Consider the following 16377-nt stretch of genomic DNA (forward strand, 5'->3'; position numbering starts at 1 on the left):
CATCCCATGAGCGAGACCCAAGGGCTGCACAGCAGTCCCAGCGAATGGCCGAAGACGTTGTTCTACGTCGCGCTGCTGTTTTCCACCTATCAGATCATCACCGCCGCCTTCCATCCGGTGTCCAGCCAGGTGTTGCGCGCGGGCCACGTCGGTTTCCTGCTGCTGATGGTGTTTCTCTGCTACCCGGCAAAAGGCAATGGCCGCCCCTGGCAGCCGCTGGCCTGGCTGCTCGGCCTGGCCGGCATGGCGACGGCTTTCTATCAGTGGTATTTCGAGGGCGATCTGGTTCAACGCTCGGGTGATCTGACCACTACCGACATGTACATCGGCATCATCCTCACCGTGTTGGTGTTCGAAGCAGGCCGCCGGGTGATGGGTATTGCGCTGCCGACCATCTGCGCGATCTTCCTGGCCTACGGTCTGTTCGGCGAGTACCTGCCGGGCGACTTCGCCCACCGTGGCTATGGTTTCGATCAGATCATCAACCAGCTGTCGTTCGGTACCGAGGGCTTCTACGGCACGCCAACGTATGTCTCGGCGACCTATATCTTCCTCTTCATCCTGTTCGGCTCCTTTCTCGAGCAGGCCGGGATGATCAAGCTGTTCACCGATTTCGCCATGGGCATGTTCGGCCACAAGACCGGCGGCCCGGCCAAGGTATCGGTGGTGTCATCGGCGCTGATGGGCACCATCACCGGCTCCGGCGTGGCCAACGTGGTCACTACCGGGCAGTTCACCATTCCGCTGATGAAACGCTTCGGCTACCGACCGGCCTTTGCCGGCGCGGTGGAAGCCACGGCCAGCATGGGTGGGCAGATCATGCCGCCGGTAATGGGTGCCGTGGCTTTCATCATGGCCGAGACCATCAACGTGCCTTACGTCGAGGTGGCCAAGGCGGCGCTGATTCCGGCGATGCTGTATTTCTTCGCAGTGTTCTGGATCGTGCACCTGGAAGCGCGCAGCAAGGGCCTCAAGGGTCTGCCGAAGGACCAGTGCCCGAGCGCCTGGGGTTCGGTCAAGGAACGCTGGTATCTGCTGATCCCGCTCGCGGTGCTGGTCTACCTGCTGTTTTCGGGGCGTACCCCGATGTTCTCCGGCACTGTCGGTCTGGCACTGACGGCCATCGTCATCCTCGGCTCGGCGATCATCCTCAAGGCCAGCAGCTTCTGGCTGCGCGGCGCCTTCTGGATCGCACTGGGCGTGCTCTGCGCCGGCTTCTTCCAACTCGGCATCGGGGTGATCTTTGGTGTCATCGCGGCGCTGGTGGTGGTCTGCTGGTTCATCAAAGGTGGCCGCGACACCCTGCGCACCTGTCTGTTCGCGCTGGTGGAAGGCGCGCGCCATGCGATCCCGGTGGGTATCGCCTGTGTGCTGGTGGGGGTGATCATCGGCATCGTCTCGCTGACCGGCATTGCCAGTACCTTCGCCGGCTACATCCTGGCCATCGGTGAGAACAACCTGTTCCTCTCGCTGGTGCTGACCATGATCACCTGTCTGGTGCTGGGTATGGGCATCCCGACCATTCCCAACTACATCATCACCAGCGCCATCGCCGCGCCGGCGCTGGAGCAGCTGGGCGTGCCGCTGATCGTCTCGCACATGTTCGTCTTCTACTTCGGGCTAATGGCCGACCTGACACCACCGGTGGCGCTGGCCTGCTTCGCCGCGGCGCCGATCGCGCGGGAGAACGGCTTCAAGATCAGTCTCTGGGCGATCCGCATCGCCGCCGCCGGCTTCGTCGTGCCGTTCATGGCGGTCTACGACCCGGCGCTGATGATGCAGGGCGACAGCTGGCTGACCACGATCTACATGGTGGTCAAGACGGTCTTCGCGGTGTGCCTGTGGGGCATGGCGGTTACCGGTTTCATGAGCATGCGTATGCCGCTATGGGAGCGCCTGTGGGCCTTCGCCGCAGGTGTCGCGCTGATCCTGGCGCTGCCGATCAGCGATGAAATCGGCTTCGCACTGGGTATCGCTCTGGTGGCCCAGCATGTCTGGCGCGCTCGTCGTGCCGAGCCGGCGGTGGCGTGATCGGGCTCTGCCTGGGGTTGGCGGGCGTGGTGTGGGCGCAGGTGCCCACACCCGTCTTCACCCTGGCGTGGAACCACACGATTGAGAAGATCCGCTGGGAAGAAGATTACCGCGTAACGCCGGATGGGCTGCTGCTCGGCGAAGCGCGGATCAAGGGCACCGGCGCCGGCATGGAAGTTCCGGATGACGCCCAGTTGCGCGACGGCAGCTGGCATTACCAGCGCCAGCTGCCGCCTCTGCAACCGCTGCGTGTGGGGCGAACCCCTGAAGCCGGCGATTACCAGCTGTGTTTCGACCAGCGTTGCCACGCGCTAAGCGAATGGCTCGGCCCGCCCACGTCGGAGCAGCCCGCGCTGGAGCTCTGGAGTTGCAGCGTGCCGGTGAGCAGTTCCTCTTGAGTACCGCAAGTCCGCTCGAGATTCCGCTGTAGGGTCCGCTCCGCACACCGGCAAAACATAACCCGCGCCCAACCTCGGTGCGCCGGTGAGAGGCGACTCACTGCACCGTGACCCTGGTGGTTCCCACGCTCCTGCGTGGGAGCCTCCAACCGGTGCTGTGATCGAGACGCAAGCCACCAGGCGTGCCCACGCGGGAGCGTGACTCGATCAGACATCAGCCTGACGGCAGGTCCGCTCGACAACCGACCCCACGAGCAGTGTGGGCGATCCATCAAACCGCCAGTTCTGCCTCGCGCCTGAGCGTCGCCGCCCTCCTCGCGCGCAGCTTGCGCCACCAGATCACCACACCAGTCACTGACAGCACCGCAATCGCCACGCCCAGCACCGCAATCAGAATCCGCCCCGGCATTCCGAGGATGCGCCCGCCATGAATCGCCGGCTGCAACATGTGGAACTGCTCACCCAACGTGCCCTGCCCCGGTATTTCCTGCCCCAGCAACTGCGTCCCATCAGTGCCATGGAAGAACAGCCAGGCGTTGCCCTGGTTGCTGTCGTGATCGCCGAAGCCCGCGCCGTAGAAGTTGTATTCGAAGCTGTAGTACAGCTCGCCGATGGGTTCGCTCAGGCCCAGCTCGGCCGCATGCTGCATCGCGTAGTCATAGGCCTGATGGAAATCATAGGCGGTGGTGCCCAGCTCATCCTTTGGCAGTCTGCCACGCGCCTCGTAGACGCTCGGCTCGACTGGTGAGAACAGTGACACCACCGGTTTGAACACCTGCTCGGGAAGATTCATGGCCACGCTGCTGACCGCCACTGGCGTGAGCAGCAGCCACAGCCACAACCCGCCGGCACGGTGCACGTCATGATTCATGCGCTGACGTTTGATCTTCCATGACGTCCACCACTTGCCGAAGAACGGCCGCCCACGCGGGAAGGTCAGCAGCAGCGAGACGAAGCAATCGAGCGTCCAGGCGATCGCCACGATGCCCATCAGCCACAGCCCCCAGTTGCCCGGCAGCGACAGGTTGTAGTGGAACTCCAGCATGAAGGGCACGAAGTTCTCCCGCGAGAAGCAGCATTCGCCCCAGTAACGTGTGCCCACCTGCTCTCCGGTCACCGCGTCGAGGTACTGCACCACCGGTTCTTCGTCATAGGGCTTGCCGGTGGCCGGATCATTACGCGGCACCAGCGCCATCAAGGCGGCATGCCCCGGCTCGTCGGGGAATTCCATGTACCAGACCTGCATCCGCGGGTTGGCCTGTTGAACGCGCTCGACCAGCGACCCCGGCGCCAGCACCGGGCCTTCGCTGGTGGTGTGGTAGAACTCGGGGTTCAGCCACTCGTCCAGCTCGTGGTGAAAGGCCAGAACCGCGCCGGTGATGCCCGCAAGAAACAGGAACAGCGCCGTGGCCAGGCCGATGTAGCGGTGCAGTAGAACGAAGATGTAACGCATCAGTTATAACCACTTGGAGAACGCAAAAGCCGCCGCCTGGAAGGCTGGCGGCGAGTGTGTACCTGTTAATCAGAACTCGTAGCTGACCGTCGCCGTGACGTTGCGCTCCTCACCCAGATAGCAATAGTTCAGGCTGCTGCCACAGCCCGCCACGTATCTTTTGTCGGTGAGGTTGTTGGCATTTAGCCGGACATCCATGCCATCCAGCCCGACCCTGGCGAGGTCATAGCCGACGGAGGCATCGAATAATGTGTAGGACGGTATGCGCTGCGTATTTTCGGCATCGGCCCAGCCTTCGCCGACATAACGAATGCCAGCGCCGGTGCTCAGCCCTTCCAGGCTATCGCCGATGAAACGGTAGTCCGCCCAGATGGACGCCATGTGGCGTACCGACTGTGTTGGGGTATTGCCTTTGTTATCCAGAGTCGCGTCCACAGCGCTGAACACGGATTTGGAATATTCGATGTCGGTGAAGGTGTAGCTGCCCAGCAGACGCAGGCTGTCGGTCAGCTGCAGACGCGCTTCAAGTTCCAGGCCCTGCGAGCGTACGGCCCCGATAGGCCTGTAGAAATCCTCGTTAGGGAGCTTGGAAGCGAGGTTTTCCTGCTCGATGTGAAACAGCGAAGCGGTATACAGATCGTCGGTACCCACCGGCTGGTACTTGATGCCCAGCTCCCATTGAGTGCCTTCGGTCGCGTCAAGCGGATCACCATTGGCGTCACTGGTCGAGTTCGGGTTGAACGACTCCGAATAGCTGATATAAGGCGCCACGCCGTTATCGAACAGATAAAGCACGCCAGCGCGGGTCGTCAGCTGGTCCGAGTCCTTTCCCGAGGGCGCACTCGCCCCGTCTGACACCACTTCGGTTTCTACCCAGTCCTGACGCAAGCCCAGGGAAACACGCCAACGGTCCAGCTCGATCAGGTCCTGCATGTACAGACCCGTCTGCTCCAGCCGGCGGGTCTGGCCGAACGGGCCGCCAACCACAACAGGCGTGCCATAGACCGGATCGAACGCATCGAGATTGCCGACGGTGCCGCCGTAATAGTCCACTTTGGCCTTTCCACGCTGATAATCGACACCGGTGATCAAGGTATGCCGGGCGGCGCCCGTGTCGAATTCGGCCTGCAGCATGTTGTCGATGATCCACGAGTGCAGGCGCTCCTCCGCGCCCGTATAGCCACGCAGCAGTTCTGACGAATCGCCCACCCAGCCCAGGCTGTAGACCTGTTCGGACTCGACTTTCGAATCCAGGTAGCGGAAGTTCTGACGCATCGACCAGACATCGTCGAAACGATGCTCGAACTGATAGCCGAGCATTTGCTGAGTGCGCTCGAACTTCTCGTGCCCGGGCTCACCCTCGAAGAAATCGTCGGAGAGATAGCGCCCATTACGACGATATAGAGTGCCTTCAGCAGGCAGGCCGCCGTGATAACCACTTTCCGGGTCGTGCTGCAGATAGGCCTGCAGGGTCAGCGCGGTATCTTCGGAAAAGGCGATGCGCAGAGATGGCGCGATGGCATAGCGCTCCGACTTCACATGGTCGTACTGGGTATCACCTTTATCCGCCAGACCGACCAGCCGATAGGAGAGCGTTCCTTCTTCGTCCAGCGGCCCGCCTAAATCGACGCCGATGCCTTTCTGATCGTTACTGCCAAGCGTCGCCTGGACCTGCCGATAAACCTCTTCCGTCGGCTGCTTGGAAGTCATGGCGACTAGGCCGCCAGGCAGGCTGCGGCCATACAGAACCGATGATGGGCCCTTCAGTACATCGATGCGCTCGAGAAAGTAAGGATCGATCTGCATGGTGCTGTAGGTGCCGCTGTCACCCATGATCTTGAGGCCGTCCAGATACAGGTTGTCCACCGAGCCATCGTTGAAGCCGCGCATGGCCACATAATCGTAGCGGCTGGTGGCGCCATAAGGCGTGCTCATCACACCGGGGGTATAACGCAACGCCTGGGCCACGGTCAGCGAGCCCTGATCGTCCATCTGCTGACGCGTGACCACCGAGACCGTCTGCGACGTTTCCAGTAGCGGCATGCTGGTCTTGGTCGCCACGCTGCTGTGGGTGGCGTTGTAACCTTCCATCTCGCCTAGCGCGTTACCCAGGGCGAAGCCTTCGACCACCATGGGCTTCAGCTCGACGGCCTCAGCCTGTTCGTGAGACGGCGCCACCGCCAGCGAGTAGGTGCCGCGCTCATCGCGTACGGCCTGCAGCCCGCTGCCCTGCAGCAAGACATCGAAGCCCTCCGCGACGCCATACTGCCCCTGCAGGCCAGCCGAATCGCGCCCCTCGGTGAGACGACCATCGACCGACAGCATCACGCCAGCCTCGCCGGCAAAACGGCTCAGCGTACTGGACAGCGGACCGGCTGGGATATCGTAGACGCGAACCTCTTGCTGACTGGCGGCCTGTGCCAGCGCCGTCGGCGAGGCGACGAGCGTTGTTAGCGGCAGGCAGAACAGGGCAGCGCGGACGGCACGGGACAGGCTGGAACGACGAAGCGGAGCGATGGAGCGCATGGGTCATCCTTTTGCAAACAAAATAGAGATCGATGCGGTTATGCCCAGCGACGTCCTACGAAAGGGAACTGCGGATGAGAAATTTTTACATTTGCGTTCAAGCGCTCGACGGTTCGAGACTGACCCACCAAGGCAAACGCCGATTGATGCGCAACGGTAATGTACTGGCCAGAGCCTCCAGAATCCGCTCCGTATCAGCCAGCGGATAGGCGCCGACCACGCGCAGGCCGGCAATGCGTGGATCACAACCGAGATAGCCCTGGCGATAGCGCGCCAGCTCGGTCACGAACTCGTCCAGACGCAGATCATCGGCCAACAGGACGCCGCTACTCCATGCCTGACGGCCCGGCTGAACCGGCCGATCAAGCCTGATTTGCAGAGTATCGAACGCCACTTGCTGGCCTTGCAGGACGGTATGAACGCCATCGCGCCCGGCGGGCCGGATATCGATGGAGCCTTCGAACACGCTGAGCTGAGTACTGCCGTCGCGCTGCAGTACCGAAAACCTCGCAGCGCCGCGTGCCTGAAGATCGCCTTCGGACGTGCGCAACAGCAGCGGGCGTCGCTCGTCAGACGCTTGCAGCAACGCCTCGCCACGATGCAGCGACAGCTGCCGAGCCTGATCGGTGAACGCGACAGCCAACGCGCTATCGGTGTTCAGCCACAGCCGTGAGCCATCATCCAGACGCCAGTCGCGCACCTCCCCCACCGCCGTACGATGGTCCGCCGCCCAGCTACGCCATGGCAGCGCACCGCCGGCGAACGTCAGCAAGGCGCCGCCGCATAGAATCGAAAGGGTCTTGAGTGCGTGCCGCCGAGTCGGCTCGCGACGCTGCAGTAGAACCGTCGCTGCGGAGCCGAACGGGTCGCCCGTCAACGGCTCCAACCGCCCGCTGATCTGTTCCACCCGCTGCCAGGCCTTGGCGTGCTCGGGTAAGGCAACCCAAGCGCGCCAGGCCTGGCGATCAGCCTCGCTGATCGCATCGGATTGCAGTACCGCGAACCACTGGGCTGCGGCTTGCAGTACCTGATAATCGAGGCTCATGGCGCGTCGTCGAGCAGAGTCAGGCAGTGCAGCATGGCCTGCGCCATGTATTTCTTGATCATGCGTTCGGATACGCCAAGCTCGGCGGCTATCGCCCCGTACGTCATGCCCTGCAGCTGGGAAAGAAGGAAGGCACGGCGAACTTTCTCTGGAAGCCGCGCCAGCATCGCATCGACCTGCAACAGGATTTCGACGACCAACGCGTGGGATTCGGGTGACGGCGCGAATGCCTCGGGCTGCAAGGCGAGCGCGTCCAGATAGGCCTGCTCGATTTGCTTGCGGCGCCAGTGATTGATCAATAGGCCTCTGGCGACGGTATGCAGGAAGGCGCGCGGTTCACGAATCGCTTCTAGGCCGTGATCTTTGGTCAGGACACGCACGAAAGTATCTTGCGCCAGGTCCGCTGCCTTCTGGCTGCAGCCGAGCTGACGGCGTAACCAGCCATTCAGCCAGCCCTGATGATCGACATAGAGTCGATGTACCAACTGTTGCCGAACCATCCCCTGGGTTGCCATGGCTGCTGCTCTTTGCCGTCGAGATCGTAATGCTAACGCTTCTCAACTTCGCAAGCTACGGCAGTATGTTGTTCGACATAGCTAGGTTCGAGACGAACCCTGTTACAGGAGGAAAGCGACGTTTCACGTGGAACGCCCATGAACACTCATGGAATCACCCACTCGCCGTCACTGGTCTGCTCACAGGCCGGCTGAAGGAAGCGCGCATCGCTGGCGATGCCGTAATAGTGAATGTCCTGTCGATAGGGCATGTTGGACACCTGGGCGTTGCGGCAGACTCCGAAGGCGCCGCCGGGACACTGCTCCACGAAGCTGACCTCGACCTTCTGTCCCTTGAGTTCGGGCTGGCAGAATCCCGAGCGGAACATTTCAGCCGGAATGTTGCGGTTCTGCTGGCAGACCTTCACCTCGATGCGCTCGTCCTGGCTGTGAATGACGCAGCCATCGGCCCAGGCCTGGCCGGCGACACTCAGCGATAGCAGCAGACAACACAATAAACGCATCGATTACCCCCTCATCTGACCGCGGCGACTCTAGCATGCAGGCTGCACGGCCGCTTCCAATCCATCCGCCAAATGCGCACCATGGCGCCATGCTGACTCAAATACCGACTCATGTAATCGGCGGCCCGCTCGGCGCCGGCAAAACCAGCTTGATCCGTTCGCTGCTATCGCAGAAGCCGGCAAACGAGCGCTGGGCGGTGTTGATTAACGAGTTCGGCCAGATCGGCCTCGACGCAGCACTGCTGAGCACCAACGAAGCGGGCATCAGTCTCGCGGAAGTCGCCGGCGGCTGCCTGTGCTGCGTCAACGGCGTGCCCTTCCAGGTCGGTCTGAGCCGCTTGTTACGCAAGGCCAAACCGGATCGGCTGCTGATCGAACCTTCCGGGCTGGGCCATCCCGCTGAACTGCTCACGCAACTCGGCGCGCCGCCATGGCAGGGTGTCCTGGCGCTGCAGCCCTGCCTGACGGTGCTCGATGCCGCCTCCCTTGCGCGTGACGAGCCCTTGCCGCTCAGCGTGCAGCAAACACTTCGGCGCAGCGACGGCCTGCTGCTGCTGAATAAAAGTGATGCGCTGGATCAGGCCGATCGCCAGCGCATCATGGCGAGGCTGCCCTCATTGCCATTGCGCTGGACGACCCAGGGCGAATTACCGATCACAGCGCTACCGGGTATCGACCAGCGAGCCGGCGCACAAGCCGAGACTCCATCACCCCTGCCCGCCTCCGTGCAACCAGCCGGCAGTGTCTGGCTGAATCCGCAACAGCCGGTCTGCCAAAGCCAGGCAAGCGCAGACGGTTGGAGCATCGGTTGGCGTTGGCATTCAAGTCAGCGTTTCGATCTGCAGCGCATCGAACGGTGGCTTGGCAGCCTGGATTGGCGCCGGGCGAAGCTGGTGCTTCATAGCCCCGATGGCTGGCGTTCGGCCAATGCCTTGGCTGGCGAGCGGCTGGTGTTCAAGCCCAGCGAATGGCGAAAGGATTCGCGGCTCGAATTGATTTTCAACGCACCCGGAGACGAAGCGCTACTGAAAGCAGCAATGGCCGCCTGCCGCCTTTAACCGACAAAATCAGTCACCGCGACGCCAATCTTCCATCTGGATGACCCGCCCCAAATCCGGCGGGGCCTTGAAGGGATGCGCTTCCATCTCGATCGGCCCCGGTCGCGGACCGAACATGACGATACTGCCCTGATGGCGCTGCTCGCCCGTCACGGTGAACTCGAAGCCGTAGACGCGCGCAAAGCGGCGTTGCCCGCGCGCGTCGCGCACAAATCCAAGGCGGCGAAACGCGACATTGCCATCGAGCAGATCGACATCCATCTTTTCGCAATGACGGCGCACCGATGCCAGCGCGCGCTCGCGTATGCCATGGGAATGCCAGAGCCAGGCGGCTGCTGTCATCAGCAGGAGGAAAACGCACAGGTTGCCGAGCGTCACCATGACCTTGGCATCTCCTGTAGAACCAAGCGGCTCAACTTTCCAACCAAACGTCGCGCACCCAGTGCCACACGGTTTCCCAGCTTTCATCGGTGAGTTCATGCGCGTCACCATCGAACAGCATGACTTCGCCTTCCAGATCGACCACGTAGTAGTCAGGCCCGTCCTGACAGATCGGCAATAAATCCCGCGCCACGCCGGCATCCCAGGCGTTCGCCGCCACTTCCGGCAGGTAGGTATGCGATTGTGGATCGGCGGTCACCGGCTCGAGCCGGCCATAAACGACATCGCTTACCGTTAGCAGAAATTCGCGCAGGCCGAACGGCAAGTTGATCAGCAGCTCTTCTTCGACCTCGACCAGACGGTCATCGTCTGGCAGTTCCAACGGCACCGGTACCGGCTCGTTGAGTTCTCGCAGCTGTTCGATTACCTCTTCCATGCGCCCCCCATTCGTGAAATACGCGCTTGAAGCGAGTTTATACAAGCCCGAACGCACGCGAGCCAGCCCCGCGCCGTTTCGATCCGCCCATTTCGGATGCAGTCGGCCAGCCTGCAACGGCTCCTGGCCGGTCATAGCGGTTAGACACGTGTCTGGATCGCTGCATCTGGACGCCGTTTGCGTGGCTGCCGCGCTTTCCAGTAGATTGCCCGGCTGCCTTGACGCTGCGGCCTGCCCCCGGAGCCGCTTCACGAACGACTCTGCGACAGGACCCTGCCGTGACCGCGACGTCCATTTCCGTTTACCGCCTTCCCGGTTTCGTCCCCTTTCTCGCTGCACGTTTGCTGGCAGTTTTCGCCATGCAGATTCAGGCCGTAGTCGTGGCCTGGCAGGTCTACGACCTCACGCGCGATCCACTGTCGCTGGCCTATGTCGGCCTGGCCCAGTTCGTCCCGATGCTGCTTCTGTTGCTACCGGCGGGGGATCTGATCGACCGCTTCGACCGCAAGCTGATCCTGGCGCTGAGCTGGCTGGTGGAAGCGCTGTGCGCCGCCGCGCTGCTGTGGTTGTCGCTGACCGACGCGGCGGTGAGTTATTACTACGGCGTGCTGGTGTTCTACGGCTGCGCGCGTGCCTTCACTGGGCCGGCGTTGTCCAGCCTGCTGCCGCAGATCGTTCCGCGCGAGCGTCTGGCCGCGGCCATCGCCGCCAACAGCATGATCATGCGCAGCGCTACCATCGCAGGCCCAGTGCTCGGCGGTGGTCTCTATGCGCTCGGGGGCGGCGGCCTGACTTATGGCCTGTGCCTGATCGGTTTTCTCGCCGGCACGCTGCTGCTGGGCTTCGTCCCGGTGCGCTATGCCGAACAGCGCCAGGCGCTTGAAACCACCGCATGGGCACGCTTCACCGCCGGCATCGGCTTCATCCGCTCGCGGCCAATCATTCTCGGTACCATTTCTCTCGATCTGTTTGCCGTGCTGCTGGGCGGCGTGGTAGCGCTGCTACCGATCTATGCCCAGGAGGTATTGGAAGTCGGTCCCACCGGCCTCGGTCTACTGCGCAGCGCCATGGCCGTCGGTGAGGTGACGGTGGGACTGTATCTCAGCGTGCGGCCGTTCAATCGACATGTCGGGCTGGTGATGTTCGCGGCGGTAGCGCTGTTCGGCCTGGCCAATCTGGTATTTGCGCTGTCGAGCCTGTTCTGGCTGTCCTTCGCCGCGCTGATGGTGGCCGGCGGTGCGGACATGGTGAGCATGTATATCCGCTCCTCGCTGATCCAGTTCTCCACACCGGACGCCATGCGCGGTCGGGTCAACGCAGTGAACATGTTGTTCATCGGCTCATCCAACGAGCTCGGCGAATTCCGCGCTGGAACCAGCGCCGCCTGGTTCGGCGCGGTGCCGGCGGCGCTGCTGGGCTGCGCCTGCACCCTGACAGTAACGGGCGGTTGGCTGCTCGGCTTCAGGAGCCTGCGCCAGGTCGATCGTTTCGAGGATGCGGCGCCGCAAGCACCGTCGCACACGACTTACGCGAAATAGACATCAGCTACCCACGGCTTCCGGCAGTCTGGCGATGACCTTGATTTCGAATTGAAAGCCGTAGAGCCAGGTCACGCCGACGGCTGTCAGAGTCGGGTGGGGCGCGCTGCCCCAATAGTCCGGCACGACTTTCCAGATCGTGTCGAATTGCGCTTCGGGATCAACGATGAACAAGGTCACGTCAATCACGTCATCGAACGTGCAGCCCGCTGCCGTGAGGATGGCATTCAAATTCTCGAACGCGAGCCTGACCTGGGCTTCCAGCTCAGGCTCGGGCGAACCGTCCTCGCGGCTGCCGACCTGTCCAGAAACGAACAGCAGTCCGTCGGAGCGGATTGCCGGCGAGTAGCGGTTTCGCTCGTAGAGCGCCTGGCGTGCGGGTGGAAAAACAACGTCGCGCTGTGTCATGGAACTCTCCAATTGGGGTTGAACCGCCCCGTCATTCAGGGAGACATGAATCTAGGCGCGTCATCGCGTGGGATAAACAGGTAAGTCCGGTCATGATTGTTTGTAGAATCCAAACAATTCCTAGAATGGTGGACCAAGATGGACCGCTTCGATGCGATGCAGGCATTCGCCCGCGTGGTGGAAACCGGAAGTTTCACCAAGGCGGCCGAGACCCTCGGCACGAGCAGAACCAGCGTGACGCAACTGGTGCAGCAGCTGGAGGCGCGGTTGCGCGTGCGGCTGCTCAACCGCACCACACGCAAGGTTGGGGTCACCGCCGACGGTGCCGTCTATTACGAACATGTGCTGCGCCTGCTAGCCGACCTGGACGACGCCGAGACGAGCCTATCCGGCGCCTCGGCATCACCTCGCGGCAGGCTGCGGGTGGACGTGCCCAGTCCCTTTGCCCGGCTGATTTTGATACCCGCACTGCCAGCGTTCTATGCGCAGTACCCGGACATTCAGCTGGACCTGGGCGTAAGTGATCGCACGGTGGACCTGATCGGCGAAAACGTGGATTGCGTCGTGCGCGGCGGCGAACTCACCGATCAATCGCTGGTGGCCCGGCGCGTCGGCGAACTGCAACTCGGCGTGTACGCCGCGCCGGGCTACCTAGAACGCGCTGGCACGCCACAGCATCCGCAGGAATTGGAAGACTCGCATCACCGCATCGTGGGATTCGTCTGGGCACGTGCCGGCAAAGCCGCTCCGTACGCCATGCGCCGCGAGGGTGAGAGCATCAGCTTGCTTGGCCGCCATGCGTTATCGGTCGATGACGGCAACGCGTACCTCGCCGCGGGCCTGGCCGGCCTCGGCGTGCTCTGGCTGCCGCATTACATGTCAGCCGAGCACGTCGCGCGCGGTGAACTGGTACCGCTATTCGAGCGCTGGCGACTCGACTCCATGCCGATGTACATCGCCTTTCCGCCGAACCGGCACCTCAGTGCCAAGCTGCGCGTGTTCATCGATTGGACGGTTGAACTCATGGCAAAGCATTTCCCTGCCCGCAGCCGGCATATGTTGTGACCCTCGCTGTCAGACCATTACGAACACGACCCGCACGGCGGACTGCCAAGCATTCGAGAAGGAAAGGGCCTACATACCTATCCTTAAATGTCCCTCAAAAGACTGGCCTGGCGAGCTCAGCGCATTGGCGAGCCAGTTCGGTCGGGTTAAAGTGCTGCCAAACTACACGCTCTGTTGTCATATCCTCATCTGCCATCGCAATTACGGCGCTGTCACTGGCATTGAATAGCAATTCGCTTTGTGCCTGCCTGTCACTTCGGTCCGAACTGGACATGAACAAGGACCACAATGACCACTACCGAGGCCCACGACCTGCTCAAGGCCATCGACCGATGCGCCGATGAACCCATTCACATTCCTGGCAGCATCCAGCCACACGGTTTCCTTCTGGTAGTCGACGAGCCGCAGCTGCGAATACAGCAGGCCAGCAAGAACGTAGTGGAATGGCTGGGCCTCGAGGCATCGACATTGTTAGGCAAGCCGCTTTCCACACTGCTCAACATCGAGCGGATCGATGCTGGCCTGGCGGCGCTGACCGAAGATGATCAGAACCCTTTCCACCTGAGCGACGTGAGCTTCAGCCTCAACGGCGCTGAGGAGTCTGTATTCGCGGTGATGGCGCACCGCCGCAAGGGCCAGCTGATCCTGGAGTTTGAGCGAGCCGGCGATCCCCTTGATGCCTATAACTCGCTCTACCCACTGATGCGTACCTTCGTCGTGCAGCTGGAGGAGACCCGCGAGCTGGAAAACCTTTGCCAACTCGCCGTCAAAGAGGTCAAGCGCATCACCGGCTTCGGTCGGGTCAAGGCTTACCGGTTCGATGCCAATGACAATGGCCTGGTACTGGCCGAAGCGGCTGACGCTGGCTATGCGCAGTATCTAGGACTGTGCTTTCCGGCATCCGATATCCCGCCTCAGGCCCGTCTGCTTTACCAAGAAAACCTGATTCGGGTCATCCAGGACGCCAATTACCAGCCTTCGCCGCTGGTGCCGGCACTGAACCCCTCAACCGGTGAGCCTTTGGACCTGAGCTTTGCGGCGCTACGAAGCGTGTCACCGGTGCATCTGCAGTACATGCGCAACATGGGCACGCTGGCCTCGATGTCAATCTCCATCGTGATCCGCGGGCGGCTCTGGGGGCTGATCTCCTGTCACGATGCACAGCCGCGCCACGTCAGTTACCAGACCCGTACATCATGCGAGTTGCTCGGGCGCATCCTGGCGCTGCAGATTGAGGCACGGCAGGTCGAAACCCTGGCGCAGCGCAAGCTTGAACTGCGCCGACAGATTGTACGCCTCCTGTCAGCAATGGCCGACCACGACAGCGTAGTGGACGGCTTTCGCCAGTTGCCGGATGTGGCGCTCGACTTTGCCGGCGCCCATGGCGCGGCGATTGTCTCCGCGGAAACCTGCGAAACCATTGGCGAAACCCCCGACCACGAACAAATCTTGCGGTTGGCCAAATGGCTGGGCGCACAGCGCGACCGGCTGATCTACCACAGCGAATGCGTATCCCTCGACATTCCCGACTTGCCAGAACTGGCCGAGCATTGCGCTGGTGTCATGGCGATCTCTATCTCCCGCCTGCATGCGCACTACCTGATCTGGTTCCGCCATGAGCAGATCAAGACCGTCGATTGGGCCGGACGGCCGGAAAAAAGAGTCGATCTCGAGAGTGGTGCGCTCAGCCCGCGCCATAGTTTCGAACGATGGCAGGAAACCCTGCGTGGTTACGCGACTCCCTGGGAACGGGACGAAATCGAAGGCGCACTTGAACTGCGCAACGCAGTGCTCGGCATCGTGCTGCGCAAGGCTGAAGAAATGGCCCAACTAGCCGGCGAGCTGCGTGCCAGCAACAAGGAACTTGAGTCGTTTTCGTACAGCGTGTCTCACGACCTGCGGGCGCCGCTGCGGCATATCGCCGGGTACACCGAGTTGCTCAGCGAACTGGAAGGCAGTCGTCTAAGCGAGCGAGGGCTACGCTTTCTGGACAACATTTCGGATGCGGCCAGTTTTGCCGGCACCCTGGTCGACAACCTGCTGACCTTTTCGCAAATGGGCCGCTCCGCATTGCGCATGTCTGATGTAGATCTCGGTGCGCTGGTTGCGTCGATCCGGGAGGAACTCACCCCCGACTGCGAAGGCCGACAGATCGAATGGCATTTGCTGCCAATGCCAATCGTGGTGGCCGATGCGGCTTTCCTCCATATGGCGCTGCGCAACCTGTTAGGAAACGCCGTGAAATACACCCGCACGCGCGAGAGGGCAGTGATCGAGGTCGGCGCTGAGCAGCGCCACGGAGAGGTGATTGTTTACGTCCGTGACAACGGCGTGGGCTTCGACATGCAATACGCCGGCAAGCTATTCGGTGTTTTTCAACGCCTGCATCGAATGGAGGAGTTTGAAGGCACCGGTATCGGCCTAGCGAGTGTGCGCCGCATCATCGAGCGCCACGACGGCCGTGTCTGGGCGGAAGGTGAACTGGACAAGGGCGCTACCTTCTTTTTTTCGCTTCCGAAATTGACCTATACATCTCTGGACCGAGACACGCGATGCTGAAACCGATACTGCTAATAGAGGACAACCCCCACGACCTGGAGCTGACACTGATTGCGCTGGAGCGCAGCCAGTTGGCGAACGACGTGGTGATCATGCGCGATGGCGCCGAAGCGCTGAGTTATTTGCAGCGCACCGGAAGCTATGCCGGACGGGCCGATGGCAACCCCGCGGTACTGTTGTTGGATCTCAAGCTGCCGAAGGTCGACGGTCTGGAGGTACTCAAGATAGTGCGCGAAACGCCTGAGCTACGTAGCATCCCCGTGGTCATGCTGACTTCATCGCGGGAAGAACCCGATCTGCTCAAGGCCTATGAGCGCGGCGTGAACGCATACGTGGTGAAGCCGGTCGAATTCAAGGATTTCGTCGCCGCGATCTCCGACCTCGGCCTCTTCTGGGCCGTTCTCAACGAGCCGCCACCCGGTTCCCTGCGGCTCAAACGTGGCTTTAACGACGAATAGAAC

General features: G+C 61.9%; 15 protein-coding genes. 7 read left to right on the forward strand and 8 right to left on the reverse strand.

What is annotated here, in order from left to right; translation table 11 throughout:
* The first annotated feature begins 6 nt into the window (after positions 1 to 6).
* Both GYM54_RS13660 and GYM54_RS13665 read left to right on the forward strand, forming a co-directional pair.
* Complete coding sequence (locus tag GYM54_RS13660) at positions 7 to 2031, forward strand: TRAP transporter permease (protein ID WP_197446110.1); 2025 nt, start codon at positions 7 to 9, stop codon at positions 2029 to 2031.
* A complete protein-coding gene (locus GYM54_RS13665) occupies positions 2028 to 2429 on the forward strand; it encodes a DUF1850 domain-containing protein (protein ID WP_131649114.1) in 402 nt (133 codons plus the stop codon). The genes GYM54_RS13660 and GYM54_RS13665 overlap by 4 nt, the downstream gene beginning before the upstream one ends.
* A 271-nt stretch (positions 2430 to 2700) precedes the next feature.
* Here the strand turns inward: GYM54_RS13665 and GYM54_RS13670 are convergent, their stop codons facing one another.
* The 5 genes from GYM54_RS13670 to GYM54_RS13690 all read right to left on the reverse strand — a co-directional run bounded on the left by GYM54_RS13670 (position 2701) and on the right by GYM54_RS13690 (position 8471).
* A complete protein-coding gene (locus GYM54_RS13670; protein WP_197446111.1) occupies positions 2701 to 3882 on the reverse strand; it encodes a PepSY domain-containing protein in 1182 nt (393 codons plus the stop codon).
* Positions 3883 to 3951: 69 nt separating this feature from the next.
* The gene (locus GYM54_RS13675) at positions 3952 to 6408 is read right to left on the reverse strand and encodes a TonB-dependent siderophore receptor (protein WP_197446112.1); all 2457 of its coding nucleotides are present in this window, start codon (positions 6406 to 6408) and stop codon (positions 3952 to 3954) included.
* 97 nt (positions 6409 to 6505) lie between these two features.
* Positions 6506 to 7453, reverse strand: coding sequence for a FecR domain-containing protein (locus tag GYM54_RS13680; RefSeq protein WP_197446113.1), 948 nt, complete (start codon positions 7451 to 7453; stop codon positions 6506 to 6508).
* Positions 7450 to 7968, reverse strand: a complete 519-nt coding sequence (locus GYM54_RS13685) for a sigma-70 family RNA polymerase sigma factor (RefSeq protein WP_197446114.1) — start codon at positions 7966 to 7968, stop codon at positions 7450 to 7452. The genes GYM54_RS13680 and GYM54_RS13685 overlap by 4 nt, the downstream gene beginning before the upstream one ends.
* 146 nt (positions 7969 to 8114) lie before the next feature.
* Positions 8115 to 8471, reverse strand: a complete 357-nt coding sequence (locus GYM54_RS13690) for an NADH:ubiquinone oxidoreductase (RefSeq protein WP_197446115.1) — start codon at positions 8469 to 8471, stop codon at positions 8115 to 8117.
* Positions 8472 to 8560: 89 nt separating this feature from the next.
* Here GYM54_RS13690 and GYM54_RS13695 point away from each other — a divergent pair, with 89 nt between their 5' ends.
* Positions 8561 to 9529 carry a GTP-binding protein gene (locus tag GYM54_RS13695; RefSeq protein ID WP_197446116.1) on the forward strand — a complete coding sequence of 323 codons (969 nt, stop codon included), beginning with the start codon at positions 8561 to 8563 and terminating at the stop codon, positions 9527 to 9529.
* A 9-nt stretch (positions 9530 to 9538) separates the two neighbouring features.
* Here GYM54_RS13695 and GYM54_RS13700 read toward each other — a convergent pair whose 3' ends face one another.
* Positions 9539 to 9910, reverse strand: coding sequence for a DUF3301 domain-containing protein (locus GYM54_RS13700; RefSeq protein ID WP_197446117.1), 372 nt, complete (start codon positions 9908 to 9910; stop codon positions 9539 to 9541).
* Between the two features lie 31 nt (positions 9911 to 9941).
* Positions 9942 to 10346 (reverse strand): SMI1/KNR4 family protein, encoded by a 405-nt coding sequence (locus GYM54_RS13705; protein WP_181103363.1) that lies wholly within the window; start codon positions 10344 to 10346, stop codon positions 9942 to 9944.
* Positions 10347 to 10624: 278 nt separating this feature from the next.
* Between GYM54_RS13705 and GYM54_RS13710 the strand changes: the two genes are divergently transcribed.
* Entirely contained in the window at positions 10625 to 11884 is a 1260-nt protein-coding gene (locus GYM54_RS13710; protein WP_197446118.1) for an MFS transporter, read from the forward strand.
* Positions 11885 to 11887: 3 nt separating this feature from the next.
* On the opposite strand, the gene GYM54_RS13715 is transcribed toward GYM54_RS13710, so the two are convergent.
* Positions 11888 to 12292 (reverse strand): RidA family protein, encoded by a 405-nt coding sequence (locus GYM54_RS13715; protein WP_197446119.1) that lies wholly within the window; start codon positions 12290 to 12292, stop codon positions 11888 to 11890.
* Between the two features lie 138 nt (positions 12293 to 12430).
* Between GYM54_RS13715 and GYM54_RS13720 the strand changes: the two genes are divergently transcribed.
* The 3 genes from GYM54_RS13720 to GYM54_RS13730 all read left to right on the forward strand — a co-directional run bounded on the left by GYM54_RS13720 (position 12431) and on the right by GYM54_RS13730 (position 16374).
* The gene (locus GYM54_RS13720; RefSeq protein WP_197446120.1) at positions 12431 to 13357 is read left to right on the forward strand and encodes a LysR family transcriptional regulator; all 927 of its coding nucleotides are present in this window, start codon (positions 12431 to 12433) and stop codon (positions 13355 to 13357) included.
* A 288-nt stretch (positions 13358 to 13645) separates the two neighbouring features.
* Entirely contained in the window at positions 13646 to 15916 is a 2271-nt protein-coding gene (locus GYM54_RS13725; RefSeq protein WP_197446121.1) for an ATP-binding protein, read from the forward strand.
* Positions 15910 to 16374, forward strand: a complete 465-nt coding sequence (locus GYM54_RS13730) for a response regulator (protein ID WP_197446122.1) — start codon at positions 15910 to 15912, stop codon at positions 16372 to 16374. Before GYM54_RS13725 ends, GYM54_RS13730 begins: the two co-directional genes overlap by 7 nt.
* The last annotated feature ends 3 nt before the right edge of the window (positions 16375 to 16377 follow it).

Origin of the sequence: Pseudomonas sp. MTM4 (assembly GCF_019355055.1) — a bacterium.
Taxonomy (GTDB): Bacteria; Pseudomonadota; Gammaproteobacteria; order Pseudomonadales; family Pseudomonadaceae; genus Stutzerimonas.

Excerpts from the sequence above, each read along its gene's own strand:
- GYM54_RS13715 (WP_197446119.1), bottom strand. The coding sequence starts at position 12,292 with ATGACACAGCGCGACGTTGTTTTTCCACCCGCACGCCAGGCGCTCTAC.
- GYM54_RS13725 (WP_197446121.1), top strand. The coding sequence starts at position 13,646 with ATGACCACTACCGAGGCCCACGACCTGCTCAAGGCCATCGACCGATGC.
- GYM54_RS13660 (WP_197446110.1), top strand. The coding sequence starts at position 7 with ATGAGCGAGACCCAAGGGCTGCACAGCAGTCCCAGCGAATGGCCGAAG.
- GYM54_RS13720 (WP_197446120.1), top strand. The coding sequence starts at position 12,431 with ATGGACCGCTTCGATGCGATGCAGGCATTCGCCCGCGTGGTGGAAACC.
- GYM54_RS13705 (WP_181103363.1), bottom strand. The coding sequence starts at position 10,346 with ATGGAAGAGGTAATCGAACAGCTGCGAGAACTCAACGAGCCGGTACCG.
- GYM54_RS13700 (WP_197446117.1), bottom strand. The coding sequence starts at position 9,910 with ATGGTGACGCTCGGCAACCTGTGCGTTTTCCTCCTGCTGATGACAGCA.
- GYM54_RS13685 (WP_197446114.1), bottom strand. The coding sequence starts at position 7,968 with ATGGCAACCCAGGGGATGGTTCGGCAACAGTTGGTACATCGACTCTAT.
- GYM54_RS13690 (WP_197446115.1), bottom strand. The coding sequence starts at position 8,471 with ATGCGTTTATTGTGTTGTCTGCTGCTATCGCTGAGTGTCGCCGGCCAG.
- GYM54_RS13730 (WP_197446122.1), top strand. The coding sequence starts at position 15,910 with ATGCTGAAACCGATACTGCTAATAGAGGACAACCCCCACGACCTGGAG.
- GYM54_RS13680 (WP_197446113.1), bottom strand. The coding sequence starts at position 7,453 with ATGAGCCTCGATTATCAGGTACTGCAAGCCGCAGCCCAGTGGTTCGCG.
- GYM54_RS13695 (WP_197446116.1), top strand. The coding sequence starts at position 8,561 with ATGCTGACTCAAATACCGACTCATGTAATCGGCGGCCCGCTCGGCGCC.
- GYM54_RS13675 (WP_197446112.1), bottom strand. The coding sequence starts at position 6,408 with ATGCGCTCCATCGCTCCGCTTCGTCGTTCCAGCCTGTCCCGTGCCGTC.
- GYM54_RS13670 (WP_197446111.1), bottom strand. The coding sequence starts at position 3,882 with ATGCGTTACATCTTCGTTCTACTGCACCGCTACATCGGCCTGGCCACG.